Origin of the sequence: Bacillus cereus group sp. BfR-BA-01311 (assembly GCF_022664295.1) — a bacterium.
Taxonomy (GTDB): domain Bacteria; phylum Bacillota; class Bacilli; order Bacillales; family Bacillaceae_G; genus Bacillus_A; species Bacillus_A cereus.
This window is the reverse complement of record NZ_JAKUHC010000005.1, coordinates 190,024-216,616: the sequence shown is the minus strand read 5'-3', so window position 1 is coordinate 216,616 and position 26,593 is coordinate 190,024. Positions and strand designations below refer to the sequence as shown.

Genomic DNA, 26,593 nt, shown 5'->3' with positions numbered 1-26,593 from the left:
ATAATTCTTTTAACAATACCCCTCCATATATGGTTAATATATCCAAGCATACCATGTTGTTATATGTTTGTGTATAAAATTCGGAATTTTCGTAAAAAAAGGATTGTTTAATGTGGAAAAATAAAAGAAATAGCGTTTATGTTGATTGCTTTAGTGGTAATCATTGTAATAGGATTTGATATTAGGAATCTAGATGATCAAAAAGACATTCTCATGTTTGTTATCTATACTATTCCTATAATGCTATTACTGCTGTATGCGAAAAAATTTAAATACATTAAACCAAATTTGTTTTTAACCTTAATTTTTTTAACTTTAGGATTATGGAGTTTATTAACATTCTATGTATTACATGATTTAGTAATATTGATATCAATAATTTTAGGAATGGGGATTACATTGTTAGTTATTTTTTTCTACAGAATAGCAAAAAATAGTTAAGTAACCTGTATTCTTAAATATAGTTAAAAAAAGAGCTCTTTCATGACTTGAAGAGTTCTTTTTAATATCAATAATATATATACTGAATATTCAGTATATATTATATCAAGTTTTTAAAAATTTATATATCTAAAGGCGTGTTAAAATAAATGGAAATAATAAACATTGTCACTCTAAGAGGAGGTTGTTGTATGGAGGTTCAGGCACAAACAAATGAACAAATCATGCAAATGCTGAATGAATGGTACATTGAAATTCGCGCTAGACGCTTAAGAAATGCACATCTATTAAAAACTGAAATTGATAAAAAAATAAAAAATATGGAAGAAGATCAAAACTTACTTTTATACTACTCTCTATTAGATTTTCGTCATCAATATTTAGTTGATAGTTTAAGTATTGGAAAAGATAGTTTCAACAAAATCGAATCTTTTAATATTCCAACAGATGATTCTCTTATATACTACTATTACTTTTTTAAGGCGATGCATTCGACGATAGTCGGAAATTACAACTTAGCTAAAATTTACTATGATAAGGCTGAAATAAAACTAAGAGAAATACCAGATCAGTTAGAGCATGCGGAGTTTTATTTCAAACTCGCTACATTTAACTGTCACCATCAGCAGTATATACCTGCATTTCAACAAGTGTCCAAAGCAGAAGAAATCTTCTCTAAATATAACGGATACGAACTAAATATAGGATATTGCAATAACGTATCTGGTCTTATCTGTACACATTTAAATGAATTTGAAACAGCCGAGGAATTTTTTATGTCTGCAATGAATATATTTCAAAAACAAAAAGAAGAACAGGCTATCTTATATGTGCGTCACAATTTAGGGTTTATGTACGCAAACCAAAAGCTATCAGACTTAGCTATTCGTCACCTTTCAGAAGTCATTAAAGAATTACCAAATGATTATAAGGCTATATTGATTGCAGCATGTGAACATGAAAAAATTGGGGAAAAAGAAAAAGCATTAGAGTTGTTTGAGAAAGGCTTGAAAATTAGTACAGATCTGAAAAATGAAGAATATGAACATCACTTTAAAATTTCACAAGCAATAGCAAAAGGTGTATGTGCGGAAGAATTAGAAAAAATTGTATTAGCAGGTAATGTATATTTTGAACGAGAAAATATATATGAGTATGTAAAGGAATATAATGAAAAATTAGCACTAACATTCTATCGGGAAAATAATCATGTGAAGTCAAGTGAGTATTTTTATTTATGTTCTATAATGAACGGAAAAAATCATTTAGGGGGGCAATAAAATGAAAAAAACAATTCTTTATTCGTTAGGAATATTAACTGCTTTTACCTTAATCTTAGGAAATGCAAATACCCCAAAAGAAACACAAGTATCCTCTGAAGAAGTTGTACAATACTCGCACGGTCATACAGGTGGTTAATTTAATTAGTTTAAAATATATACAAAAAGTGCCTACTCATGATAGAGTAGGCCTCTTTTACTTCACATAAACATAGGCTTCATTTGCAGTTACATAGTATGTTGTTCCTTTACTATTGTGCACTTTGTATTGCGGTGAACCATTAACAGATACTTTAGCATCAATCGTAAATCCAAGCCCTTCATCTACGGTTCCTGCTACATCTTTATCAGACCAAGAAGCAGAATCATAGAAACGAAGGTCGTCCACTTTAGATACAACACGTTTTCCTACTACAGAACTTGAAGTAGTAGTTTGTTCCCCTTGATATTTAATGTAGGATGGGTTGTTATAAATCCATTGGTTACCACCAAGATTTAACCAATCACCTTGTTTTCCCCAGACTTGATATGCTTCTCCTTTATTTAATTGACGGATAACTCCATGATTTGTTGATGGTCCACTTCTTAGGTTTACGTTAAATCCATCAATATAAACTACTCCTGTTTCGCCTACAACGTTTTGAGATGGCTCTTGTGGTTTTGGTTTAACTGTAACTGTTGCGCCTTCATACGCCTTTTGTACGTCCGCTCTGAATTGTGATTCTGATACACCATGACTGCGAAGGTAATCAATCGGATCTTCGTGGTCAGTTCCACCTAATTTGTAAGTAATATCTTTATGTGTCCATAAACCTTTGCTTGGATGAATCCCTCTATCTTTTAAAATCTTAGCTAATAGTTTTACATAACGCTCGTAAGAAGATTTAAATTTATCTGGGCTGCTAGTTTCAGAAAGTTCTACGTGAACAAATCTTTTATTTGCATATGGTCCAGCACCGTAAGCCACATATTTTGTATCGGCAATTTGGACTGTTTCGTTCCAATCTACAGCATAATGTACAAATGCATTTCTCCATGTTCTAGCTTCATAATTTCGAATGTTAATTGCTGGCGCTTCTGGCGTTGCAGTACTATGTGCAACAACGCCCTCATAAGCGCCCACACCGTAGCGATATGCTTGTTTCGGTAAGTCTTGGATAATTAGTACTCTATCAGCAAAAGAAGCCGTAGCAAACGAAAATATGAGTAATAGAGTCATAAATAACGAGCTAAATAGTTTAATTGGTTTTTTCATTGTGTATTTTCCCCTTTTTGCCAAACAAAAAGAGCACCGTCTTTTGACAATGCTCTCCTTATGTAAGGCGTGTATGTTTTTATTTGGTAGTATGTTTTTCTTTTCGTGCATCACTTCTTTGTATCTTTGCTTGAATTTCAGATGCTACACTTTCTAATAACCATGCAGGAATCCATTTTTCCCAGCCAATTCGTGCACAGTTTGCTGCGAAACTATTAAAAATGTGGTAACTCAATCCACCGACTACCATGAAGAAAAAGAAATCAGGTAGTTTAAGAGCAATATCAAATAAATGTGCAAGAGCTGGTAATGATAAAAGCACCACGGTTCTCGTGATGCCCTCAATTCCATATTGTGATGAGTATGTTCCATCTAGCTTTGAAGCTTTACTACCAGTAATCCAGTCAAGCATGATAATCCAGCAATAGATCGATATCCAAATTAAGTTCGCTTTACCGTATAACAAATTAATTATTGTTCCTAATCCGCCGCCTATAGCACCACCTACTTTAAATTGAGTACTTGTAATAACATCGCTTATATTCAATGCCTTGATGAGTTCGTGAATTCTTTCCAAGTTCTCACCTCCTTTCAAATTTTGGCCAAAATAAAAAGCCTACTGTTGTACGCTTAGAATTTACGTATTTAGTCTCTTCCAAGAATGCTCTAATGGTTCTTGACGAGGGTAGTTCACCTCTTGTTTTGAATCATTATTTACTATTAAATCCTCACAAAAAATCATTCCGTTTCGTTTTAGAGACTTTCTACTTCCAATAAAAAAAATATCATCAATAATTTTTCCGGTTCTTTGAACTGAATTTCTCTTTAATGATAGGAGTTCAGGATCAAAAATAATACCTTTAAAGACAGTAATGGTAATCACCTCATTCAATACGAAATGCTAATGGAGCAGGTAAGGAACCATAACTACCACTTGCATTTACGTATTTGTATTTTTGTATGTTCCCATTCACTTCAACTTCTAATATATCGCCACTTACTATACTTGCATCTGAAGTCCGATATATTCCTTCCAATTTCCCACGCACACCATAACTATCTGATAAAATATAAAACGGAGATAGTAGAAAGGTATTATCGATATTTGGATTTAATCCTGTAGGTATTTGCAACCAAGTACTACGATATGATTGGGAGATATTTGTCTCATTAGATCCTTTTGGACGATTAAAAGTAAGCCCGGTGTAAGGGGTTGAATAATTTCCACTCCAAGCACTAGCGTACCAAACTAAAGCGCGTGTATATGGTTCATGTTTTTCTTCTAACATCAATTCTCCTAGTACCCCAATGTATGTAACTGCAGGAGCTAATCTTGTGCTTGCAGGTGGAATTGTGCAAGTTATAATTTTTTCCTTATCAACGAATAGATAGAATTCAATCTCAGTATCTATAGCGATTTTAGGGCCATTTGAAGTAACACCATCAGAGTAATTCCTTCCACGGAACCAACTAGTCGGCCAAGATTGATCCGGAGTAGTCCCACGACCTTTCTCTTTATCATATCCATAACAAAATTTAAAGAAAGCATCAGAATATAGCGTTGATCTCACATCAAAATCTAATTTTTGTGAGCTGTCCTCCATGTTTCTTCCGTCATATGGTATAAGTTCGATATAGATATTTTTTTTACCATCATTTCCGTTCGAATACATGACATAGACATCATTTGAAGTTGGTTTTCCTTCATTTAGTTGTTTCCAGCCAACACGTAACATCTCGTCAATAACCAGATTAAATATATTCTTTTTTAACGGTGTGAATCTTTTGAAGATATGTTCTGTCATAGAGGACACTCCTTTATTGTAAACTTACTGCTTTAATGATTATTGTAAATAAAGCTGGTTCATTTCCTTTGTTTTCAATAAAAACATGAGCAGCACTTGTTGTATCTTTATCTTCGCAAGGGATTGCTAATATATCGTAAGCTTTCTTCTCTTGATTACTCTTATATATTTGTAGTCCGTTTTGTTTCTTATCAAAAATCGAAATAATAGATTCAACATCTTTATCGTTTGTTACATGAATAGTTCGAATATCAAATTTGTTGTATTCCATATTCATTGAAAGGTATTGAGTTTGTCCGTTTTGCACGAGTATTTGTTCAGATTTTTCGATAAGTACGGGTGATGAACTATCACCTACAGTTCCTTTGTAACGATTGATTTTCATTTCAGTACCCATGTAAACACCTCAATCATGTTGCAATTTAATGTTAAATAAAATAGGTTCAAACCCAATGTAGTTTAAATCTTTAGTTACCAGTACCCAAAACTCCCTAGAACTATTTGCGCTTAATGTATTTATTGAAATTTGTTTTACCCAAGCTAAGCTATCTAACGAAATATTTGCCCACGTATATCCCACCTTTTCCATATATTGCTCAATAGAAATTTTGAGATTATGAACAGCTACAGAATTTTCATTTTGGACCATCATTTTAATGATTCTTTTTCCCTCAATCATATTTCCTAAATTAGTTGGATCAGTATCGTTTAATTCTTTAGAGTCCATTATGATTTTTAAAGGAGAACCCATATTATAGATGTCACCGCCATAAAATAGGGTTTTCTTTTCTGCTATAAGGCTATTTTGTTCATCGTAAACTTCAATAGTTCCTTGGAACTCTAAAGATGGTAGGTTTATATCTATACCGGTATTTAATTTGCCCACTTGATTAATAGATAGTGTGGTGCCATTTTCATCTCTTAAAATTACTCTGTTATTTGGGAACAGTTGCCTTAACTTTAATTTGTGGCCACTCGTGATAATGATGCGATCAATATCTAGCGGCTTGTATGGATCTGCGACACCTTTCTTTAATACAACACCGATTTTAGTCGCTTCTAATTTGTCGCTATCTGCATAATCAAAGGTAGCATCTACCTTGCTATAAAAGTCCCATTGTTCACCAGTAGAAGTAGCAAGCCATTCCCTGTGTTCTTTAGAACTATTAATAGAATGAGATTCAAGAAATTCTATTTTATTATCAGCGTTTTGATATATAATCAATCCGCCCTTATCCCCTTCAACATCAGGAGTATAATCAGCAATGACTTGTATCGCTATATCTCCTTGCGGTTTGTTGATTAGTAACATTACATCTTTATCTGCTGTATGATTTAATCTTATAAAGCCTTTTCTTGCAGCAATACTAAAAGAATCAGAAGGTGATATAATCCATTCTGGGTTTATAGAATCGAAATCATCTAAAAAGATTTTCCCGTTTTCTCTCTTGTATAAAGAAACATTTGGTTTTTGGTTAACTTTATTTGGATGGATCAGTTTATGACCTTCTTTAACATCAAAAGCATCGATGTTAAAATTCAACCAGTTTTCATCTGAAGGAGTTATAATTTCAACTAGATGGTTACCTTCAGATAATCCTGTTTTTTCATAAACTAAAACCCGATTTTTTTCTGTCATATTTTCAGTAAAAGTTTCTTTTATTCCGTCTATAATTACTGTCGTATTGTTAGGTTTATTTCCTGGATAGGTTCTTGCAATTAAACGCAAACTGGGTCCACTGAATCCAACGCGTAAGGAAGCACCTTTTTGTTCTGTATAATAATGTGATTCTCCGTATTGAGTTGGATGTTGATATAATTTCCATTCGCCTACATATTCAATTAAATTTTTGTTTGGAACATCATCAAATCGAATCCAACCATTTTCAGGAACATATAGAACATCACCGATTTTTGCCATTTTATTTCTCCCTATCTTGTTTTCTTCCAATTAGAATTTGTCCACCAAGAAGAGCGGTTATGACGTAACCATAGTTTTGGTTTTTCTTTTTGAACTTTTTTATTTTCATCAACTTCAATTATTTCAGTAGGATAAATATTATTAACAATAAAATCATCAAATTGTATGCACTCTGTAGCAATGAATTTATTAATAATAAAACGTTCAATTTCGATAATTTCCGTATCAATTTCCAGAACTTTCTCCGCTGGTTCAAATTCCTCGACTGAACTTTCTATGCAAGTATCCCTATTAAATCGCTCGAATTCTTCTATATCAGTTGCTACACTTACATCTCTATCAAATGTATCTAGTTCTAGTATTAAAGACTGCTTTGCAGGTGTGTCAGCTGCATCATAATCATTAGCGATTTGTGAATCTAATTCTAATACAGGTCTTTTAAAATCTATTATTCCGGACACATCCGTAATGATATTTGGGGTGCAACGCTCCATATCAATGCTATCAACTATTTCAGAAGTTATAGTAACTTTGGAACGATCCATTATATCGGACAACACCGTCGTTGCTTGTAACTCCCGTTTAACCCTTGCAAATAAATCATAATCGGGTAAATAAACAGGTAATCCCATACCTTCAAATAAATCCATCTCTTCATTTTTGGCTTCTAATTCAATAACACTTCTATCTGCTGTAGAGAATTCTTCCTCTATAACATCAATTTGTTTATTTTCTCGTGTGCTCAATTCATCTGTTGTAGTGTGTGAAAGGATATTCTGTGATTTTCTATTAAACTCCCGTGATTTAATGGAATCTGCTATTACTTCTGGTACTACTTTGTGAGCAGTAGTTCCAGTGTCTAATATGGTATGGATCAGTTCTTTTTCACGAGTAGCATTATCAAATCCAATGATGTTTTCTGCAATAAGATCCCGAGTTAAAACAAAATCACCTGCAGTATTGACCACATCAATAGCAAGTTCACGACTCTTATTATCCATTGACTCCATATCTTCGATAGAATTCCCAGTTAATTCGTTCGTAACTCGAATAGATTGTGTTTCATCTCCAATTTCACTTTCGTAACATGAGTGAATTTTATTTGCGTATTCATATCGTGCAGAGGACGCTATTACTTCATTTTGAGTTCTTTTTGAATCTTCCATATCAAAGGTTTCTAGTTCCAAAGATAAGTTTTTTCGTATAAATGTTTCGTCTGTTGGGACCGCTGCTATGGTCTCTATCTGTTCTCTTTCAACTAATTCGAATGATATTGAACCTCCATCAACTTGAATAATATTTCTATCTGCAGTATCAAATTTTGTATAATCTGCTTTTAATTCTCTTTGGATTCTTGCAAATAGATCATAATCAGGTAAATAAACAGGTATTCCTAAATCATTAAATAAATCATACTCTTCATAAGAAGCAGCAACTTCATGAATACATCTATCTGCCATTTCTAAAGGATGTGTTGTTACTGCAGTTAACTCTTTAATTACAATCTCACCCGTGCCATTCTCAAATATATTAGACTGCAGTTCTTTTTCTTTTCGGTCTACCAATATACTTTTGTAGAATTTTTCTCCATACAATACACGAGCTACTTTCACCCATTCGGGAAGTTCTTCTACTTCTGTAGCAAACTCACGAATTTTCTTATGAAGAAGCTCTTCTTCTATACTTTCATTCATTTCATATTCATCTGTAGTTCTAGACATAATAGATTCATTTACGATTTTAATTTCACTCGTATCAAATGGTTTATCTGCAAGTTCTTCTTTCACATGGTCCATATGAAAAATACGACTGCGTTGCTGCGCTGACTCATTATCTGTAATATCTATTGCAAAGCATCTTGATTGTGTGAGGTTTTCCAGTTCGGAAATATCTATATTAACGTTACGATCTATATCGAAAGCGTTTAATGTTGTAATACTTGCTTCAACTTCAATGTCCCTGGAAGCCTGGTTAATTACATCAGAGAAGACACCTTTAATTTTGTTTACTCTTGTTGCGAATACACCTGCATTATCCTCTTTAACAGCCTTAAACCTTGAATTAGGTGGCATACTTACAGGAAACTCATGCACGTTTTCACCAAAAGGATTAGCAATTGAAATAGAAACACAATAAGTCTTTTCATAAGAAAGACTTGGACTAACAGAAACTATATGATTCTTTTCATTTATAAATAAAGAAGGGGCAGCAATCGAATAATTTTTCTCGTTCATCTTTTGCCTTCCCCCTTTCTTGTTTAAATATCTTCTTTATAGATTGCTAGGCCAATTGGATTGAAAGGCGAAAACTTACTTGTGAATGGAGAAACTGCTGTTGTTGGTAATGTGTAGCGATATAATTGCGCCATTTGATAATTAGCTAGAATTTCACCACCAGGGTATTCCTTAAAAGTTACAGTTTTATCTTCCGGATTATAATCGTAATCCGTTTTAGGAACTTCTTTACAATCCATGAATAGATTCAATGTATTTTCTTTTGGTTTGTGCTCTAAATGGAATATCTTTTTAGTTCCATCGCCTTTACCAATCACTTCATCTGTTACAGTTTTTTCAATTTCAAGCTCATCTGCTTGTTGAATATTTTTTGGGTGTACTGCGTATACATCATCAAGTTTCCCTACATATCCATCATTAGGATGTACGATATAAATTTGTGATAAATGGTATTTACCGCTATACATAGAAGGATTAAATCTCCCTTGGCCACTATCGATATCGGCATTATGAGTTATAAAGGCAAGGTAATGCTGCTGATACATAGATCCAGTTAATGATTGAGACAAAACAGGCGTAAGATTTCCACCAGATGTATTTTCGCCATAATCCATATTTGCATTACCAATTTTCTTTGTAGAATTACTGAATTCTTCCCCAGAACGGCAGCCACCCATAATAATTAAATTCTTTTGCGGTTTATTATCAAATGTATACATTCTTCCGATGTACAATGGAACAAATAATGCTCGTACAGGGCTTGGTGTTGGATCAATTCGCATAAACATTACAACACGATCTTTATGAGCGTTACCGTACATGTATACAACGGAATCACGTTTCCAGTCCTTTGTGAATCTTTGCTCCGGTGTCAAACTTAGTACTGTATAGGGAGAAGCGTTCACAAAATTGATAGATGTAAAAATTTCAGCCAGGACACTATTTGTGCTCTGTACGGTAAATTGCGTCTTAGCAGGTAGTATTTCTGTTACATCGCTACCGTTACTAGATTCTAGCAAACGAGTACCTGAAATTTTTATGTTGTCTGCACTTGCAGGAGCAACTTTGAAAATAATTGTATCCCCTGTGAACGTATAGTTGTTTGCATCTAAAATTGTCCCGTTTTTGTATACTGCAAAACGGCTTTCATCAAAATCTGGGTATGGTAATTTAAAAGCTGTTTTTGTACCATTACCATTTCCTAAATCTGCATCTTGATCACTCATTTTCACTTCCTTCTCAATAAAGTATCGAGTATAAGTGAAGAAAATAATATCATTCGTTGGTTCATAGGCATCGTTAGCTAAACGATATTCCCCCGTAACTCTAGCTCCTTTTGCTACTGGTGTATTAAATTTAATTAATCCTGTTCTACCATCCACTGTATATGTGTTTTTTTCTTGATAGATACTATTTATATAAACAGATAAGGAACTAGCAATGATTGGAGAAGTAGGAATAATGAAGTCTGTTTTCTTTCCATCTCCCGTTCCGAAATCCCCTAATCGCGATTCAGTGGCTACATATCTTGAATCTGCGAAATCAGAATCAGTAGTATCGTATGCAACTGCAAAACCAAATCTTCTACGCTCCAAATCACTTCCAGCGGATTCGAATAATCGCACATCTATGAATTTGCTGGTTTCTCTTCGAATACGGAAAAATAGATCACGTTTCCATCCGTGATCTACAAATAACTTTTCTAATTCAGTAGGTAAGGTTTGTAAATTTACAATTTTATCGAACCACATTTATATTCATCCCCTATATAGTTTTCTCGAAAATACCTAATCCTGCTGGACGATATGCAGTAGCTGGCATCTTTGTAATTGGTGAAATTGCATCTACGGTAAAGAATCTGTAGATGTCGTGTGTATCTGGACATGTATTTTTTCTAACTTTTAATTTATCTCCATTTAGCAATCCTAACGGGGAGAGAAGTACAACATACGGCATATAACCACGTACCCCTTCATCTGGATGTACAATATAAGCCCTAGATGTATGAACTCTTCCGCTATATAAAGATGGATTGAATTGATACTTATATTCGTCATTATCATGGCTTTGCCATGCTGTAGGATATTGGCCACCATTAGCACCTTTCCGATCAGGTGGCATAATATTACTTGGTATATTCCATGCAATATAATGCGCTTGGTACCTTGCGCCAAAACGGGAACGTTTAATAATTACGTTATCAATGCCGTTACCTGGTGATTTAGGGTATTTCTTTGTGCGTGGCATATAGTTCGATACGTCCCTAAATGGCGTTTTACTTTCAAAATTAAAGCTGTGAGATGAGCTTTCTCCACCTTCATCGTAAGCAGTTCCAGCCCAAAGAGCATCTGCTATGGTGTCGTCATTTCCATAGCTTTCTAAGCGTCCCATGTATACTGGGGTTACAGGGACAGTATTATTTTCAAATGCTGGCGTTTTATCTGCTTGTATTAGTAGGACAACTCTATTTTTATCAACTTGTCCTGTAATACGAACTAAAGAATCTGGCCACCAATTTGTATCAGCGTCTATATTTAGCAATTTAGGGTTTCTCAAAGTAGATTTAACCCAAGGCGACATCATTAAATCAGGCTTATCTGTATAGTCATAAACGGTATATGTATAAGGTCTTCCGTTGTTTATTTCTGTTTTTTCTGTAGCTATCACTTCGGCCAATTCTACATCTATAATGGATTGGAACTCTTTCTTGTCCTCGGCTCCCATAATAACTACACTATCCTCTTGATAGCTTGGTAGTTTTTCAATCATATATAAATACATACATGAACGATCTTTATATTGTGGGTTGTTTTCTAAGTATGTTTTAAATGCAGTTTTACCATCAGGCTTAGAAAAATCGATGTCTAATTGAGTCTTTGCGGTCCACTTCCAAGCTTGAACAATTCCGTATAAACCACCATCACTATTTTTTAAAATTACATGCTTTGCAGCCCAATAATTATGAACAGGGTCGTCCGATTTCGTAGCTTTATAAATAACCTTGTAAAAGCTGCTTACTTTCTTCCATCCATTTTCAATCATGGTGTTTATTAACTCCATATGGAATTCTGCTTCTGATACTATTTTTTCAATATATGCCATAGGTTTGACGCTCCTAATCTCTTAATAGTTGATAATTCAGTTTTACTACTTTGGATGTTCCGGTTATATTGTGGTATTCGAACTTTAATACAGCGTTAGCCGGAATAGGTCTAATAATAGAAAAATTGAATCCTTCTGGTACGTCTTTTACATAAACATTTTTAAATATTTGTTTTCCATCGATAAATAGATTCCAATAATCACGATCACTATAACTTGATGCAGCTATAGAAAATGCAATTAACTCTGTATCGAACGGTAGTGAGAATTCATCTTTTTTTACTGCATCATCTATTCCAATTCTTCTACCTTCTATATACGGTTCCGTTTTTGTAGGGAAATAAGGAGCGTCAAATCTACCGCCCGCCATATATGTAACAGCAAAACTCATGCTATCCCTCCTTTATGATAAAAAATGCAATTCGAACCATACTGTTTTATCAAGGATGCCTTGATTTTTAAATGAAAATTGAACCGTACTTCCTGCTGCTAAAGGTTTATAAATCATAAAGTGCATACCTTCAGGAATATCCTTGGTATATATGTTTTTACAAATCGTTTTACCGTTTACAATTAAGCTCCATTTATCATCTAATTCATATATAGATGCACTTACACTTATTGCATACAGCTCCATATCTGCAGGTACAGTATATGTAGTTTCATTTGTTTGGAATGAAAAAGAATCCATAATGAATCCAGGTATGAATGGTTCTGTTTTAGTTGGATGAAAAGGCGGATCTAATCGACCACCGGCTAAATAGGTTGTTTCAAACAAGAGTAATCACCCTTTTTCGTGTATTAAAAAATTCCCGTGCATCATCACGATACATCGGGAATTGGTAAATCAGACAGCATACCGTTACCTTTGTTTAGAAGGCGGGGCTGCACACGTTCTAGCTGCTTTTGCGCATTATATATTAATTGTAGCTCCATCTCTTTTCCAGTTACTTTATGTGAGACAAGGACCTTTTCTAGCATACCTTGTGCGTTGAAAGCCAAATCATAGTGTAGGTATTTATCGCCATCGACTGCAGATAGGCGGGCACCGTCACGAATAAGTGTATATCCTTCGGTCATGCCTTCTTTAAATACGTCATTTGGATCATTCCCGGGCATTGGTTTACCACCGTTATAAATTTGCCTATCGATTAAGCCCTTCATCAAATACATGATTGGATCATATAAGTTTTTTTGCATTATCATAGAATCACCCCTAGTTCACCCTCGTAACAGACCAAGTTTTTGCTGGTCGTTGGATATAATAGTGATCTTTGTCTTGATTTACCCGAGGAAATGATAAATCTGGTAAGGAACCATAATCGAACAAGATATTGTTCTGCGTATCCAGTACTTGCAAACGTCCTGTAAGAATCCCCTTAGGATTTCGAACTGCTTCAAATACGATAATATTCACACCATATTCAAGTGGAATATCAACATATGTTGGATTGTTTCGGATGAAATAGTTTTCTGCGACTAATTTATCATTACAGTAAATATTTAATAAGTCCCCATCCTCTACATCCCAATCCCAAAGTTTCAATCGTAATGTATCTACATTTACTGTGATACCAGTTATATCTGTATATGGGGCTGGTTCATAACCGTAATTAACAGTTAAATCTAAAGTTTGATAGAATCCATCATCTGCAGAGATCATTGTATTAATCCCTTTAACAAAGTAATTCCATTGTTGGCCAGAATCTCTATTGTAAACAGAAATAACATCAAATAATTGAACCCTTGGATCACCTATTACTGCGACTGTTAATGTTCTGAACTTCTGAATCGCTTTTAAATGATAAGCTGCAGCAACCGCTCTTCTTGCAAAGAACGTTGTCGCCCAAGGAACTTCTATCATTTCCTCTCGTAAATCACCCTGCGATACATTTTTTAATAGAAATGAATTAAGAAATCCGTTTGCGTAATCTCCACATTTAACAACAATACTGTTACTTATGTCCTGGTCAGTTAGCTGCATATCTAAAGAGATAAGATTTTCACCTTCTCTAAAACTAAATTTTGCAGGTTCGTTAATTGCATAGTCCGGCATCTTCATGAATGTGCAACTTCCATCCGGTTCATGTTTTATATAATGGAATGTTGTATCTATAATATCGCGTACAATTTCATCCCACTTTTGAAACCTCTTACCAGTTGCTCCCTCAACAATCCAACTTTGATTGGTACCAGGAATGTTTACTCTGCTACCGTGCAATGTAACTCCGGCTTTTTCAAAGAAGAATTTCACCACATCATAAACATTACCGGTTGGTGCTACAATCTCATCTGATCCTGGCGTTGGGATAACTGATTTGTGTAAAACTTTTTTATATGATGTGGTGCAGGTGACAGAGATTGTCCCACTTTCGGCATTTACCTTCACATCAGATACAAAACCATGTATATACGGTAAAGCTTCTTCACCGTATCCGATAGACACCTTAAATTCAGTCTGCGGATATAGTTGGTTTGTATTTGTTACTTCACTGTTATAAAACCATTCTTGAATAGAAGAGAACTTACCATACCAGTTGTCAGGAGCCATTTGACCGTATTCATTCGCAAAGGTAATAGTAAATGTACTAGCAAACTGGTCTGCGTTCTCCTGCACTTCTAAGCCTATTACACGATGTTGTATTTGTACGTAAGAAGAAGAGTCTCTTCTTTTCATATAAACAATTAAAGTAGGGGAGTTATTCCCAACTTGGAAATAGCTCCCCAACATTCTAATTAAAGAAATAGATCCTTCTCTCACATTCCATCAACTCCTATTCCTGCTTGTGACATGGATATTAATTTGCATTTTGCTATGACCAACGTTCCTTTTCGTATTGCATCTACTTCATTCGGCGGTATTATACCCCCATAGGTACCGTAATCGCCAGTAATAATATGTGGGCGGTATATTTCCCTCATGAAATCACGCCAATATCTGATATCGTTAAATAAAATATTGAATTCTACTTCGCATCCTTTATTCCCGTTACTTTGGAAACGGGGATAACCATGCATAATATTATAGTTTTTTAATCCGTCTAATGATTTAGGCATTTTTGTTTGCTCAATCATTGCGATGTTTGGGACGAATCCAAAAGCGTAATAATGAACGTCACGTATATAAGCTACATCTGCACCGCCATAACCGCTTGTTGTGAATTCAATTGTTTGTGGTCCTGCACCAACAAAAATTTCTCTGGATTCCCAGGCATAGGCACCTCTTGCTCTAAATTTTTCAATACCATTTACCCGAACAATAAAGTATTTATCCGGTAACATACCATCAGAATCAATAGGAACTTGGGACATAAAAGAGAAGTTATATGTCCCAGGCCATGAAAAATTAATAGTATATGTAATTGTACTTTTTAATTCTGTAGCATCCCATAAGAGGTGATATGAACCGGCTCTTCTATGCAATGTTTTTAATATACTCATACATTTCGCACCGCCATTCCCATTAGATCATCAGCAACTACGTTTTGTAGCAGCTTTCTCATTTTTACAAAGTCATCTGCGGATTGTAGTTTTTCAACAGAGACTTTAAATGTAGCATTTTGAATTGTTACGCCATTATCCGTTTTCTTCTCAACGTGGGTTTGTCCAGCAAATGGATGTGCAGTTTTACCAATTAAATCAGCAGAACGTGCGCCCATTTGTCCAATTTGATTAGATACATCGGTTACTAGTTTCATTGGTTTAGGTGGAACTACAGCTTTATTTAATAGTTCAGAAGCTTTGTCTACTGCAGGAATCATTTTTTCCATCCCTACACCAAGACCTTCTGTAATATAGCCCCCGTATTCCATCATTAACCGGGATGGGCTTCGGATACCAAAGAACTTTAATACGGCTTTAGGTATTCCCGAAACAACTCCTTTAGCTTTTTTTATAAGCCAATCTGCCATACCGGACATACCTTCACCAATACCGGCAATGATATCTTTTCCCCAGCTAACTGCATCTTTTGCTACATTTTTTACTATAGAACCAACTTTACTGAATACATCTTTTACAGTATCTACAACCCCTGTAAATGCACCAGTGATTGCTTTCTTTATAGTTTTAAAGTTACTAACAATAAATTCTTTTATACCGCCAACAACATCGGTTATTGTGTTATATAATTTGTTGAAATTAGTAATTACAAATCCAACAAATTCACGAACTGCATTAATGATTGTAAACTTTATAAAATTCCAAGCCGATTGAATCACATTTTTAATTGTGTTCATAACGCTAGAAATTGTATCTTTAATAGATTCCCAAGAAGATTTCACAAAATCTTTTAAGAATTTTAATACTGTAGTAAAGGTTGATTTAATTGCGTCCCTGGCTTTTTTTACAATTTCCTTAATCGTGTTAAAAACACTGGATATTGTATTTTTCATTTTTTCGAATTCAGTTTTTACGTACTGCTTTATTATTGCTAAAGCCATAGAGAAAATTCTTTTAATAACATTCCATCCAGTAGAGAAAATTTTCTTCCAGGTGTTAACTGCCTTTTGGACAGTATTCTTAATGAATTTCCATGTGCCATCTACAATTTTTTTCAAACCGCTTAATGCTAGATTAAAAACAAATTTAATGGCATTCCATCCAAACTCGAAAATGTTTTTCCAAGTTTTAATATTGTATTCAATTCTTTGTTTTATATATTTCCAAGCTTCTTCTAAGACTTTACCCAAAAATGATGAAGCAGATTTGAAAAGTTTTTTTGTACCATTCCAAAATCCAGAGAAGAACTTACCTAAACCATTCCATGCCTTTTTTGCACCTTTTACGGTTGCGTCCCAAGCTTTAGAACAGACATCGCCAATCCATTTAACTGCTTTCTTGGTGTATTTTACGATGTCATCCCAGTTTTTATAAATTAGATATACTAATCCTACAATTGCTAGTATGGCAATCGTCCAGGGATTCATCAGTAAGGTCATCATGGATCTGCCCAATAGTGCTAGAGCTTTCCCGATTCCACCAAACATACCGATAAATTTAGGGCCGAATTTAAGAATACCTGTAAATAATAATGGTACTTTAGTAAGTATTGGTACTAGGAATCTTAATGAACCAACAAATGCACCAACTCCACTTGTCATAAAGCCCATCATGGCGACTAATGGACCTAATACAGCGACCATACCTAAAATTGCTACAACACCAATTTGAATCGCTTTAGGCATAGAACTAAATGCTTTTGCAGCAACTTCTACTGCTTTAATAATTGGGGGAAGTGCCACTTCTGCAATATCTAAAATAGCTTGTCCTAATGGTTCTAAAGATGCCATTGTAGTACGCATTAACTTTTGCCAACGAACACCAAAAGCTTCTTGCTGCGTCTTCTGCATTTTTCCCATTGTGCCCTCGACATCGCCTAACGCACCATTTGCATTATTAAGACCTAAGACAGCTTGAGCACCCATGTCTTCCCATTTTGTACCGAATACAGCAACACCAAGTTGGTTTGCTTTTACTTTATCGTCCATCTTACCTAAATCACCTAAGACGGCATTAAACACATCTGCAGAAGTTCCTTTACCTTTGTTGAAGTTATCCCAGACTTTTTGTGTTTGGGGTGACATTTCAGCAAAGGCATCAGATACACCTTTAGAACCATCCTGTACCCGAATACCGAACTCTTTTACAAGGTCGTTAATGTAATCGAGATTATAACTACCATCACGAGTACCGTTTGCCATAATCGTAAACATCTCGTTAGCAGAGAAGCCGGCTTGTTTATACAGTGGAGCATATTCGGCCACATTATCAAACATTTCATTTGAATAGTTCAAACCTTCTTGTCCACCAGCAGCAAATAAATCGAATGCTTCCTTTGAAGAAATACCAAACTGATTCATTAACTGCCCTGCACCACGAGTTACTTCATTGATATCAGAATCAAATGTTTTCCCCAATGTCATAGCACTTTTTGTAGCTTCTTCTAATTCTTCGTGAGGAACGTCTTTCATATTCTGATACACTTTTATAAGAGACTGATCCACTTCTTCAATACTTTGGCCAAATCCATCTTTCCAAGTTTCTTTTGCGATTTTACCAAGGTTTTCAGCACCTTGTTCAGTAAGACCTAAAGAAGATTGGATGTTTCTTTGAGAAGTATCGAAGTCAGAAGCCACTTTTACAGCTGCAGCACCGATACCAGCTAAAGGTAAGGAAACGCCCGTTGTCATGTTTGTACCAACATCTTTCATTTTGTTACCTACATGACTAATTGATTCCCCTGCCTTTTGGAATTTATCATGCATTCCATTCGCAGTCTTTTGTACACGATTTTCGAATTGTTGTAAATCTTTATAAGCGCCTTCTGCTTTAATACCAATCGTCCCGAACAGTTGGAACATTTCAGCTAACATTTACGCACCCCCTTTCACGGGGCTGATAACCATTTTATTCTTCATCGTCTTCTTGGAAGTGAGCCATGATTTGAGCAGCATGCGCTTCACACTCTTCTTTCGTCCATACTTCACCCATTTCATAAGATGATTCTTTATCGTCCTGGTTGTCAGTTAGTCCAAAAGCTTGAAGATAATCATTAAAAGTAGTACCTTCTTCAAGTTGACGAGTTTGAAAACCAATGAACGCCATCTTCTTCCACTCATTTAGTTCTTCTTGCTGCTCTTCTCGTGCAATTAAAGAAAACAGGTCCATTAAACGCGAATACGGTATTGATAAGACATAATCATCTGTCCATCCATACCGTTTTTGGATCTTATCGAAAGCACGTAACATATTTTGTTCTGCTTCCTCTAAATATTCATCTGAGTCTTCATTTACGCTAGGATTGGCGCTGCTGCTGATTGGCTCCATTTCTCGCTCTGAACTTTCACGAGTCCCTTGACCTGGTTGAAAAAAGTCATTAAGTCTTCACTTTCCAGTAACCCTTGAATAACAGAAACCATTGCTTCCGGAGGGAACTGCCTAAATTCTTCGGCTTTCACTTTTAATAAACTAGCAAAGAACTCTGTAAAATCATCCTCACAAGCAGGGATTATCGTTAGAACACGGAAAGCAAATTCTAATCCTTTTTGTTGCTGCTTCTCTTTAAGTGCAACTAATTGTGCTTGTTTTTCTTCTTCTGGAAGAGATTCTGCTGCTTTAGTAAGTTCATCCATTGCTTGCTTATCCTTACCGAAATCAGCAAAGTTAACTATTGCGCTACGTCCAACCTTCGAAATAATCTTAGCGAATCGCCAAACGTCTGTTACATTTAATCGTCGCATTGTTACTTTTTCGCCTAAAATTGTTATTTCTGTACCGGTATTCATCATTTTTTCTAATATAGAAGTCATTTTGTCCGCTCCTTTTTTTGTATTCAGCTCGTTTTATGCAATAGAAAACCGACTACCATTTATGCGGTAGCCGGTGCTTTTTGTACTGTTGCTTTCTTTTTCTTTGGTAAATAGATTTCGTATGGTGGTGTAGTTGGTGCAGATTCACTGTAATGACCGATAAATTTACATTTCAAACCAACCGTTCCTTTACCGTCTTTTAGATCCACCTCAATAGAAGAAACAACCATTGCATTACGAATTACGAATATAACAGGTAATTCACTACCCGAAATCATACCAATGAGTGCAATATCATGATAGTTTGAATCAGGAATATCATTTGAAGGTTTCATAATATCGTAATCAGTTTCAGTTGTACTATCTACCGTCATCCCAGGTAAAGCCAACTGCAGGTTTTCTTTTGTAAACTCCACTAATGTAAGTTCTACATGCGGTTCATCTTTTAATAACCACTTACCACGCACCATTTTACCTAGCACACCATCAATATCTGCATCATAATACTCACGATCAAAACCCACTTTAGTTCCGCCTGTAGTCGCTCCTACAAGTTCACCTAATTCTTTTACACTTTTAAACCCTTTGTACATGACACCAGGACCGATAACAAAATTATCAGTAGTCCCTTCACGGACACCGTTAATTAATTTCCAGCTCATTTGTCCTACCCCCTAATACAAGTCCGTTCGCATGGTTCGGACAAGAAATTTTACATTTATATGAATGATAGATGGGTCTTCATCTGGTACAGGGATACTACCTGCACGATGTATAGAAAGTATCCCATCATCTTTTAAACCGACTTCTCTATCTAGTAACTTCTCAATACGTGTAGCAATTGCATTTGCCTTATCATAATCCCCGTTATCACAATACACATCAAAATTAAGAATCATTCGGTCTATAATTTCAACGTCATCCGGATTATTTGCTTCAATTCTTATAACTGCATAAGGCATGTTCATATCATCTTGTGCGGTTTGGAATGTAAGAGCAGGGCCTTTGTCCTCGCCTTCACCATATTCTGATAGATTAGCTTTTATTATTTCATCGTTCTCTACAAGCATTCTAATAACTGCAATAGCATTAGACATCTATTACCCTCCCATCATTCTTTTAAGTTCTCTACGTTCTTTTTCAAACGCTTTTAATAGAAATGGACGGGCTTCCATATGACTTGTACCAGTTTCAAGCCATATGGCTTTTTTCAAATCGCTCCCTACTGCACCCAATACCTCTGATTGTGACCGTTTAACATTGTATTTAATCGAATTTAACAAGTCACCGGTACGAACAGCAGGAGCTTCACCTGGTTTAGAAGCAGTATATTTACGACTCGTATGAGGTATTTTGTATTGCTTACCGCTACGGCTACCTGTGAGATTCTTCTTAACTTGATTTTGTAAATGAATAGATGCTGCTGTAACCTTTTCAACACACATAGCATTAATATGCGTCTTTACTTGTTCCATATTGCTTGAGTACTCAATTTCTACTGAATTCGCCATATAGAATCATACCTTTTCGCAATAAATTTCAATGTGATGATTCATAAATGCAGGATTACGTGGTTCACCTTTTACTTCAAACATATAATCAACGCCTAATTCTTCACTTTTAAAATGGATACGATCATTAGGCTTAATTTTGTAGGAAGCAGGTGCATATATCTTAAAGGTTGTATCGAAATTTTGTTTATCACGCTTAAATCTCTCATTATCAGCAGCAGAATTAGTAGTTACACGACAAGTCATATTCTCATAAACGTCTTCATCTACTTCTGCATAATTACCTGAGGATTGTTTCTTTTTCATTTTTCGTTTTACTACTACCTCATGAATATATAAATCATCCATATCTCCATCATCGAAGTACGTATTCATGTAGCCATCACCGGCTTCACTCTTGCTCTAAAGCCTTTTAAACCATTGAGTATCTTATTGTTTGTAGCTGGTTCATCTAGCGTTTCCGGGCTAATCTGGTACGAATAATCCCCTATACTCTCCGATGTTTTCATACCTTTTCGTTGTAAGTTAGCACGAACTGCTGCAGAAACAACCAAATCAATAATACATTTCTTCATAAGTACCTGCAGATCATCATAATCTTGTATCTTATATTCGAATTCATATAACTGATTTTCGGATAAACCATAAACAATACGCCCATTTACAGTAATAGAATTGGTCATATCTTGTTTCGAACTAACATGAGTTACTTTTGCTATAGATTCAGCAGGAAACGAAAGCCAACCTAGCTTACTTGTTTGGATGATTTCTTTCATCGGATTCTCCGGCTTAACTCTTAAATACTTCCTAGCAATAACTGTATAGTAATCTATTAGTTCTTGAATTACTGTATCAGGCATCTTCTGCACATTTACGCGGTCTTTAATGTCCTGCAAGGTAATATCCATTATGTTTCTTTCTCCTTCTTATCGACTTCTTTTACAAGTTCAAAATGTCCAGTACTTACAAGGTAATCAGCTTTTTCATTTGCAATTGTTTCTTCTTGGCCATTCTTAAACTTTTGTCCATAAGCGGTATAAGTTCCACCGTATCGCAGCGTAACTACTTTCATAATTAACACTCCTTTCACGAATGTAAACTATTGCATGAAAGTTTACATTCGCATTGTTGGTTTTATTGGTTATATCTCATTTTCCATTAAAAACAAGAAAATATTAAAAAAGTATACATTCAAAACCCTAATAACAACAAAGAGTTTGTTTCCATAAAAAATACGCCTGGATATTAAGCTCCAAACGTATCCGGAATATTTGTTAGAATTGCTACTGCATCCATTTCTTGAATTACAGCATCATCGTCAAAGTGAATTACATAAAATCGTTTATCTTCCATTACTGCAGTTTTACCTTCTGTAGTCTTACGAACACGAGTGTCGTATGTATTAACCGCAATGAAGTTTTTAGGATCTGCAAGAATAATAACATCGTCTTCTAAAGATGGAACCGTAACAATTCCGTATCCCATCGGTTTATTAACTTGATCTCCTGCTCCAAGTAACGCAGCATCACCAGCACCAGTAGGACGATTTGTTAAATACTCAATCCATTTCTCTCTACGGCTTGGAGACATAATCCAACGTAGGTTGCTGTTTTTATATTTATTTGGCATTGCACCGGATAAAGCAAAGATAGAGCCTTTTCCAAATCCATTTGCTGCAGCAGCTTCGCCTGTACCAGTTACCAATTTAGCATGATCGACAATATGAGACTCTTTTGATTTCTTGATTTTTTTCAACCATCCATCATTGATAGATAACATTTCGTCGGAAGAGTCTGTATCACCATTCCAATGTAAATCCTCTAAATCGATACCTAATTGTGTAGACATAAGAGCCATTACAGTATCTTCATAACCTTCACCTTCAATATTTTCGCGGAGTAATTCTTCTGTAATTTCCCAAGGTAAACGAATAGCCTTTGTATTGTACTCAATTTTAGAAGTTTGAACACCTGCGCGGTAATTATCATCGCTGTTTTCTGTTTTCTTGCGTAAGATACGGCCACCAATTGCAATTTTATCTAATTCACCTTGTTTTGCTTTACGCATTTCTTTACGGTGTAATTGTGAGAATGGCGTTGTATCAAATGCCATACGGAAGAACTCTTTACTTTGTTCTGGATTTAATAATCCTGCATTCATTCCACTTGTTGTCATTGCTGCCTTTTCAATACGATCTAAACGTTTTAATAATTGTGCGTTAGTCATTGTCATAATGATAAATCCTCCCCTTACAGGTTCAATCCTGCCCATTTAGATTTTTTAATTTGTTGTTGTCCTGGTGTAACTTCTTCATCTGGATCTAAACCTTTACGGATAGAAGCAGCATTTTCGATATTTTCAAGTCGCTTTGTAATTGGTTCTAGTGCTTTTTGAATAACTGCTGCAGCTTTTTCTTCCTCTGTTTGCTCTTCTGGTGTCGGTTCTACTTCCTCACCATTCACTTGTTTTTCAATCTTATCTAACTTAATAGCTAGTGGTTCTACTGCTTGTTTAACAATCTCTGCAATATCTTCTACTTTCATTTCATCTTCCTCCTGTGGTGAAGCAGCTTCTTTTATTTCACTAATTAAAGCTAATGCTTCATCTAATTTTGCATGATTCTTTTGGGATAAAACTTTCCCGGCTTTTTTAATACTTTCTAATACAATGCTTTCTGCTTGTACACTATCTTCTGATTTCGCAATGGTGTAACCACCTTTAATAGAAGAAAGTATGTCCTTCATATCATCCAGAGCAGCTGCCATACGGTCGATATCGGGATTACTTTCCCAAATCTCCCAATAGAACACATCTTCAAACAAATTAAATACAGCTCGCAAATCACGCTTTTGTTTTTCATCAATAAAGCGGTCTTTTACTTCGCCTTTTGTGATTTTGTGACTTTCACCTTTAACGAAATCTAACATCTTTCGAATAAGGCCTTTATCTTCATGAGTAAAATCATCAGTCTTGGCGATTTCTACACGTTCACCAAATCCACCCATAGAAAAACCAGTGACTTCACCTTTTTTAATTTCTTCCCAGGTGTCTGCATCATCAACGCGAACAGTCATAAGCCATGTTCCTGCTTGTACTTCTTGTTCGCCTACTGTCATACCACTTTTAGCAATCCAGTTTTCGACTACTGTACCTTTACCAGCGATTTCGTCATGTTGCTTGTCGATGTGCTGGTAATTTTCCATAAAGGTATAAGCGGCCTTTTCTATTTCTTCTGCAGTCATTGTATCCCCATGTGAATCTTCTACATCCGGTTCATACACAACTCCTGTAACAAGCTGCTTCTCTTCCTCTGTTTTAAGGATTGGAACTTGCTTTGATATATTTGGTTGTTTAGCAGATTCACTTTTCATAATGGCAAATTGACGACCGTTTGCGCCCTTTGTAACTAATGAAACATAACTAATATTGGCGTTTTTTAGTTCGTATCCCATCGTTTTACCTCCTTCCCTATAAATATTGGGGTTCCACTGTCAAAACGCATAGCAGCCAATTTAAAGCCATATACGTTTTGACGATGAAACCCCAATCAAATAGGTGTATTTTACTACTCTTCTGAAATCATAGTGCAGCGGCAATGCGGATGAGCTGGCGGACACATCTTTCCATTACTAAATAGATCATCAATATCTACCGTTTCCCCATGCAAACCACCACATTCCTTACAAACACGCTCATCGTTTCCTGTAAGCCATGTTTTCTTGTTTCTATTTGCACCCTTATAAGCAATTAAATTGCCGTAATTCATTGCATATGTTGTTTCTGTACGTGCAATCATCATTGCTCTGTAGTTACTTGCTTCTGACATTACATCGGCAATGGAAACACTTAATACATCGACACCCATTCCTTCACTAAGATTCTTTAGCATTGTTTCTCTTAATCTATCTTTAGTGGTTTCATGGATTCCCTTTGCTAATTCAAAGGCATAAGCAGCAACCCATTTTGCAGCAACGTCACCTATTGGATCTAATACCATCCAGGTTAAACCGTTTGATGCAATAGCACTTTGTACAAATTCTGTTACATCATCATGCAGAGTGTCTGTGACTTCATCGACAAACATTTGTCTTTCTTCATCCCAATCGACACTATCAAGAAATTTATCAACTTCTGCTTCAGCAATTACAAGATCAATCTCTTCATCTGCTTTATTAATACGAATTAAGGGAAGCAGGTTTAAGAGCCGTTTTCCCTGTTCGGAAAAAAATCCGCCACCTTCTTTTGCATAGCTTTCTCTACTTCTTCATGCTTTTCCCTAAATTCATTAATAGCAATTAAGTTATCTTGCTCATTATCTGCAGCTTTTGCAATTGGTTCTATTTGAGAAACGGATGGACCACCTTCAAAGAATGTATCTCCATCTGCTACAGGTTCATAACCTACTACTTTACGAGATTCATTCCGTGTTAATATACGTTTCTCATAACCATCTGCCGCATATTGCATATCAGCTTCACGATCATCTGTATCAATTTCGTTTAATTTGAAATGCCAATCTAATCCACCGAGTATTTCAGCAAATACACGGAACAATTGATAGTTTAATCGATGTTCTAATATTCCTTGTCCAGGCTCAATAATAGAACGCTTGTACATCTCGTTCATTTCTTTAGCGGTTGTTTGTCCTAATGAGCCTGTCATAGCCCAGCCGATACGATAAGGCGGCACACGATGAGCCACACATATCTCCATTGCGCTATCCTGCTTATATAAACGAAAACTGCCTTCTTTTACATCTGGACTAACTTTTTCTAATCTAGCTTTTGCCCCTGGCGGTACGGGGACAACCGCCAATTTATGATGTTCTCCTTTTGTTTCTGCAGAGAAGAATGCTTTTAGTTCATTTTCCGTTCCATCATCTATTTCATCAACACCCTCAAGAAATAGCAGAGCATCCGGAATTGTCTTTCCTGTAAAGAAGTTAATATTGTAATCTCTTACTGCTTGAGATCCAACTATCGAGCCGATAGAACTAACATAATTAGGTATCCCATAATAAGAAGAACGAGAACCGAATTTACGAATAACAATTACTTCTCCAGCTTTTTCTGTTCCGCTTTCTGCAACATCCTCTGCATTTATCGCCCTACCATCAGCAAGACAGAAATCATCGGGATAATTGAACTTTTTAAACCATCGTTCTTTGTTATTTACAATTTGAGCAAATCGGACTTTATCCTTATGAGCACGAACCGTATGCGCCGGAATATGGTACAGTTCCGATGGTTCGTTTTTTTGATTCCGAACAACTTCGACAATCCCCCAGCCAACAGTTTCATAATCATCCCATACAGCTCTAAGAATTTCTGAGCTCGTCATTTCTGGATTACAATTCCGCATAAATTCTTTTAACCTTTTATATTGCTTCTGATTCGCTTCTTTCACTTCTTCAAAAGGAGCAAAATCGAAACCAACACCTGCAATATCATCGACTTTTGCGCTAATACAAGCAGAATGGATTGGATTACTTTCCTTTATTTCCAACAGCACCGACATATCATAAGGTGGTTTAACCAACCCTTTATCGCCATATATTTGCGCGAATGGATCTACAGTCATTTGCTTACTGTTGTCTTCCCTATTTTTTGGGTCATCTACTGCTTTATTAATACCAAATACTTTTACATTCTTAATGGTTTTCTTGTTGCTCATACCGTTTGTGTGTCCTCCTTTCTTCTATTAATAGAGATCAAAAGAAATAGCCGAACAATAA

The 26,593-nt window shown here is 35.6% G+C and carries 28 protein-coding genes; 2 read left to right on the top strand and 26 right to left on the bottom strand.

Going from position 1 to position 26,593, the window contains the following annotated elements; all coding sequences use genetic code 11:
• The first annotated feature begins 632 nt into the window (after positions 1 to 632).
• Together MR136_RS14300 and MR136_RS14295 are read left to right on the top strand one after the other, a co-directional pair.
• Positions 633 to 1,721 (top strand): response regulator aspartate phosphatase, encoded by a 1,089-nt coding sequence (locus tag MR136_RS14300; protein WP_078420660.1) that lies wholly within the window; start codon positions 633 to 635, stop codon positions 1,719 to 1,721.
• Position 1,722: 1 nt separating this feature from the next.
• Entirely contained in the window at positions 1,723 to 1,860 is a 138-nt protein-coding gene (locus MR136_RS14295; RefSeq protein ID WP_170879373.1) for a hypothetical protein, read from the top strand.
• 57 nt (positions 1,861 to 1,917) lie between these two features.
• Here the strand turns inward: MR136_RS14295 and MR136_RS14290 are convergent, their stop codons facing one another.
• From MR136_RS14290 to MR136_RS14165, 26 genes are all read right to left on the bottom strand, one after another.
• Positions 1,918 to 2,976, bottom strand: coding sequence for an N-acetylmuramoyl-L-alanine amidase (locus MR136_RS14290; RefSeq protein WP_078420661.1), 1,059 nt, complete (start codon positions 2,974 to 2,976; stop codon positions 1,918 to 1,920).
• A gap of 79 nt (positions 2,977 to 3,055) precedes the next feature.
• A complete protein-coding gene (locus tag MR136_RS14285) occupies positions 3,056 to 3,553 on the bottom strand; it encodes a phage holin family protein (RefSeq protein ID WP_000439587.1) in 498 nt (165 codons plus the stop codon).
• 307 nt (positions 3,554 to 3,860) lie between these two features.
• Positions 3,861 to 4,781, bottom strand: coding sequence for a hypothetical protein (locus MR136_RS14280; protein ID WP_078420662.1), 921 nt, complete (start codon positions 4,779 to 4,781; stop codon positions 3,861 to 3,863).
• A gap of 13 nt (positions 4,782 to 4,794) precedes the next feature.
• Positions 4,795 to 5,178 carry a hypothetical protein gene (locus MR136_RS14275; protein WP_078420663.1) on the bottom strand — a complete coding sequence of 128 codons (384 nt, stop codon included), beginning with the start codon at positions 5,176 to 5,178 and terminating at the stop codon, positions 4,795 to 4,797.
• A gap of 9 nt (positions 5,179 to 5,187) precedes the next feature.
• Positions 5,188 to 6,702, bottom strand: coding sequence for a cell adhesion protein (locus tag MR136_RS14270; protein ID WP_078420664.1), 1,515 nt, complete (start codon positions 6,700 to 6,702; stop codon positions 5,188 to 5,190).
• Positions 6,703 to 6,713: 11 nt separating this feature from the next.
• Positions 6,714 to 8,936, bottom strand: a complete 2,223-nt coding sequence (locus MR136_RS14265; RefSeq protein ID WP_078420665.1) for a hypothetical protein — start codon at positions 8,934 to 8,936, stop codon at positions 6,714 to 6,716.
• Positions 8,937 to 8,959: 23 nt separating this feature from the next.
• A complete protein-coding gene (locus tag MR136_RS14260; RefSeq protein ID WP_078420666.1) occupies positions 8,960 to 10,687 on the bottom strand; it encodes a hypothetical protein in 1,728 nt (575 codons plus the stop codon).
• Positions 10,688 to 10,700: 13 nt separating this feature from the next.
• On the bottom strand, positions 10,701 to 12,038 hold the full coding sequence (locus MR136_RS14255) for a hypothetical protein (protein WP_017673857.1): 1,338 nt from the start codon (positions 12,036 to 12,038) through the stop codon (positions 10,701 to 10,703).
• Between the two features lie 13 nt (positions 12,039 to 12,051).
• Positions 12,052 to 12,429 carry a hypothetical protein gene (locus MR136_RS14250; protein WP_017673856.1) on the bottom strand — a complete coding sequence of 126 codons (378 nt, stop codon included), beginning with the start codon at positions 12,427 to 12,429 and terminating at the stop codon, positions 12,052 to 12,054.
• A 12-nt stretch (positions 12,430 to 12,441) separates the two neighbouring features.
• Positions 12,442 to 12,816, bottom strand: coding sequence for a hypothetical protein (locus tag MR136_RS14245; protein WP_017673855.1), 375 nt, complete (start codon positions 12,814 to 12,816; stop codon positions 12,442 to 12,444).
• Between the two features lie 44 nt (positions 12,817 to 12,860).
• The gene (locus MR136_RS14240) at positions 12,861 to 13,244 is read right to left on the bottom strand and encodes a hypothetical protein (RefSeq protein ID WP_017673854.1); all 384 of its coding nucleotides are present in this window, start codon (positions 13,242 to 13,244) and stop codon (positions 12,861 to 12,863) included.
• A 10-nt stretch (positions 13,245 to 13,254) separates the two neighbouring features.
• A complete protein-coding gene (locus MR136_RS14235; protein WP_078186920.1) occupies positions 13,255 to 14,799 on the bottom strand; it encodes a hypothetical protein in 1,545 nt (514 codons plus the stop codon).
• On the bottom strand, positions 14,796 to 15,479 hold the full coding sequence (locus MR136_RS14230) for a hypothetical protein (RefSeq protein WP_078420667.1): 684 nt from the start codon (positions 15,477 to 15,479) through the stop codon (positions 14,796 to 14,798). The genes MR136_RS14235 and MR136_RS14230 overlap by 4 nt, the downstream gene beginning before the upstream one ends.
• On the bottom strand, positions 15,476 to 18,412 hold the full coding sequence (locus MR136_RS14225; RefSeq protein WP_242259495.1) for a phage tail tape measure protein: 2,937 nt from the start codon (positions 18,410 to 18,412) through the stop codon (positions 15,476 to 15,478). The genes MR136_RS14230 and MR136_RS14225 overlap by 4 nt, the downstream gene beginning before the upstream one ends.
• Before the next feature lie 34 nt (positions 18,413 to 18,446).
• Entirely contained in the window at positions 18,447 to 18,866 is a 420-nt protein-coding gene (locus MR136_RS14220; RefSeq protein ID WP_078420669.1) for a hypothetical protein, read from the bottom strand.
• Positions 18,830 to 19,348 carry a hypothetical protein gene (locus MR136_RS14215; protein ID WP_078420670.1) on the bottom strand — a complete coding sequence of 173 codons (519 nt, stop codon included), beginning with the start codon at positions 19,346 to 19,348 and terminating at the stop codon, positions 18,830 to 18,832. Before MR136_RS14215 ends, MR136_RS14220 begins: the two co-directional genes overlap by 37 nt.
• A 59-nt stretch (positions 19,349 to 19,407) precedes the next feature.
• Entirely contained in the window at positions 19,408 to 20,010 is a 603-nt protein-coding gene (locus tag MR136_RS14210; RefSeq protein ID WP_000118571.1) for a hypothetical protein, read from the bottom strand.
• A gap of 12 nt (positions 20,011 to 20,022) precedes the next feature.
• On the bottom strand, positions 20,023 to 20,445 hold the full coding sequence (locus MR136_RS14205) for a hypothetical protein (RefSeq protein WP_078420671.1): 423 nt from the start codon (positions 20,443 to 20,445) through the stop codon (positions 20,023 to 20,025).
• Positions 20,446 to 20,448: 3 nt separating this feature from the next.
• On the bottom strand, positions 20,449 to 20,859 hold the full coding sequence (locus MR136_RS14200) for an HK97-gp10 family putative phage morphogenesis protein (protein WP_000024034.1): 411 nt from the start codon (positions 20,857 to 20,859) through the stop codon (positions 20,449 to 20,451).
• Between the two features lie 6 nt (positions 20,860 to 20,865).
• Entirely contained in the window at positions 20,866 to 21,234 is a 369-nt protein-coding gene (locus MR136_RS14195; RefSeq protein ID WP_001099511.1) for a hypothetical protein, read from the bottom strand.
• Positions 21,231 to 21,767 (bottom strand): hypothetical protein, encoded by a 537-nt coding sequence (locus MR136_RS14190; protein WP_078420672.1) that lies wholly within the window; start codon positions 21,765 to 21,767, stop codon positions 21,231 to 21,233. The genes MR136_RS14195 and MR136_RS14190 overlap by 4 nt, the downstream gene beginning before the upstream one ends.
• Complete coding sequence (locus tag MR136_RS14185; RefSeq protein ID WP_000869886.1) at positions 21,767 to 21,931, bottom strand: YqbF domain-containing protein; 165 nt, start codon at positions 21,929 to 21,931, stop codon at positions 21,767 to 21,769. The genes MR136_RS14190 and MR136_RS14185 overlap by 1 nt, the downstream gene beginning before the upstream one ends.
• Positions 21,932 to 22,104: 173 nt before the next feature.
• On the bottom strand, positions 22,105 to 23,091 hold the full coding sequence (locus MR136_RS14180) for a phage major capsid protein (RefSeq protein ID WP_242259494.1): 987 nt from the start codon (positions 23,089 to 23,091) through the stop codon (positions 22,105 to 22,107).
• Between the two features lie 17 nt (positions 23,092 to 23,108).
• Positions 23,109 to 24,311 carry an XkdF-like putative serine protease domain-containing protein gene (locus MR136_RS14175; protein WP_078420673.1) on the bottom strand — a complete coding sequence of 401 codons (1,203 nt, stop codon included), beginning with the start codon at positions 24,309 to 24,311 and terminating at the stop codon, positions 23,109 to 23,111.
• Between the two features lie 113 nt (positions 24,312 to 24,424).
• Positions 24,425 to 24,943, bottom strand: coding sequence for a phage head morphogenesis protein (locus tag MR136_RS14170; RefSeq protein WP_078420674.1), 519 nt, complete (start codon positions 24,941 to 24,943; stop codon positions 24,425 to 24,427).
• 113 nt (positions 24,944 to 25,056) lie between these two features.
• Positions 25,057 to 26,532: a phage portal protein gene (locus MR136_RS14165; protein WP_078420675.1), complete on the bottom strand. Its 1,476-nt coding sequence runs from the start codon at positions 26,530 to 26,532 to the stop codon at positions 25,057 to 25,059.
• Between the last annotated feature and the right edge of the window lie 61 nt (positions 26,533 to 26,593).

What these genes read in the sequence shown, in the direction of transcription:
- MR136_RS14215 (WP_078420670.1), bottom strand. Translation starts at nt 19,348, where the DNA reads ATGACTTCTATATTAGAAAAAATGATGAATACCGGTACAGAAATAACA.
- MR136_RS14170 (WP_078420674.1), bottom strand. Translation starts at nt 24,943, where the DNA reads ATGTTTGTCGATGAAGTCACAGACACTCTGCATGATGATGTAACAGAA.
- MR136_RS14220 (WP_078420669.1), bottom strand. Translation starts at nt 18,866, where the DNA reads ATGGAGCCAATCAGCAGCAGCGCCAATCCTAGCGTAAATGAAGACTCA.
- MR136_RS14175 (WP_078420673.1), bottom strand. Translation starts at nt 24,311, where the DNA reads ATGGGATACGAACTAAAAAACGCCAATATTAGTTATGTTTCATTAGTT.
- MR136_RS14230 (WP_078420667.1), bottom strand. Translation starts at nt 15,479, where the DNA reads ATGAGTATATTAAAAACATTGCATAGAAGAGCCGGTTCATATCACCTC.
- MR136_RS14250 (WP_017673856.1), bottom strand. Translation starts at nt 12,429, where the DNA reads ATGAGTTTTGCTGTTACATATATGGCGGGCGGTAGATTTGACGCTCCT.
- MR136_RS14275 (WP_078420663.1), bottom strand. Translation starts at nt 5,178, where the DNA reads ATGGGTACTGAAATGAAAATCAATCGTTACAAAGGAACTGTAGGTGAT.
- MR136_RS14255 (WP_017673857.1), bottom strand. Translation starts at nt 12,038, where the DNA reads ATGGCATATATTGAAAAAATAGTATCAGAAGCAGAATTCCATATGGAG.
- MR136_RS14240 (WP_017673854.1), bottom strand. Translation starts at nt 13,244, where the DNA reads ATGATAATGCAAAAAAACTTATATGATCCAATCATGTATTTGATGAAG.
- MR136_RS14190 (WP_078420672.1), bottom strand. Translation starts at nt 21,767, where the DNA reads ATGGATATTACCTTGCAGGACATTAAAGACCGCGTAAATGTGCAGAAG.
- MR136_RS14260 (WP_078420666.1), bottom strand. Translation starts at nt 10,687, where the DNA reads ATGTGGTTCGATAAAATTGTAAATTTACAAACCTTACCTACTGAATTA.
- MR136_RS14185 (WP_000869886.1), bottom strand. Translation starts at nt 21,931, where the DNA reads ATGAAAGTAGTTACGCTGCGATACGGTGGAACTTATACCGCTTATGGA.
- MR136_RS14205 (WP_078420671.1), bottom strand. Translation starts at nt 20,445, where the DNA reads ATGTCTAATGCTATTGCAGTTATTAGAATGCTTGTAGAGAACGATGAA.
- MR136_RS14280 (WP_078420662.1), bottom strand. Translation starts at nt 4,781, where the DNA reads ATGACAGAACATATCTTCAAAAGATTCACACCGTTAAAAAAGAATATA.
- MR136_RS14225 (WP_242259495.1), bottom strand. Translation starts at nt 18,412, where the DNA reads ATGTTAGCTGAAATGTTCCAACTGTTCGGGACGATTGGTATTAAAGCA.
- MR136_RS14200 (WP_000024034.1), bottom strand. Translation starts at nt 20,859, where the DNA reads ATGGCGAATTCAGTAGAAATTGAGTACTCAAGCAATATGGAACAAGTA.
- MR136_RS14270 (WP_078420664.1), bottom strand. Translation starts at nt 6,702, where the DNA reads ATGGCAAAAATCGGTGATGTTCTATATGTTCCTGAAAATGGTTGGATT.
- MR136_RS14265 (WP_078420665.1), bottom strand. Translation starts at nt 8,936, where the DNA reads ATGAACGAGAAAAATTATTCGATTGCTGCCCCTTCTTTATTTATAAAT.
- MR136_RS14165 (WP_078420675.1), bottom strand. Translation starts at nt 26,532, where the DNA reads ATGAGCAACAAGAAAACCATTAAGAATGTAAAAGTATTTGGTATTAAT.
- MR136_RS14300 (WP_078420660.1), top strand. Translation starts at nt 633, where the DNA reads ATGGAGGTTCAGGCACAAACAAATGAACAAATCATGCAAATGCTGAAT.
- MR136_RS14180 (WP_242259494.1), bottom strand. Translation starts at nt 23,091, where the DNA reads ATGACAATGACTAACGCACAATTATTAAAACGTTTAGATCGTATTGAA.
- MR136_RS14295 (WP_170879373.1), top strand. Translation starts at nt 1,723, where the DNA reads ATGAAAAAAACAATTCTTTATTCGTTAGGAATATTAACTGCTTTTACC.
- MR136_RS14210 (WP_000118571.1), bottom strand. Translation starts at nt 20,010, where the DNA reads ATGAGCTGGAAATTAATTAACGGTGTCCGTGAAGGGACTACTGATAAT.
- MR136_RS14195 (WP_001099511.1), bottom strand. Translation starts at nt 21,234, where the DNA reads ATGAATACGTACTTCGATGATGGAGATATGGATGATTTATATATTCAT.
- MR136_RS14290 (WP_078420661.1), bottom strand. Translation starts at nt 2,976, where the DNA reads ATGAAAAAACCAATTAAACTATTTAGCTCGTTATTTATGACTCTATTA.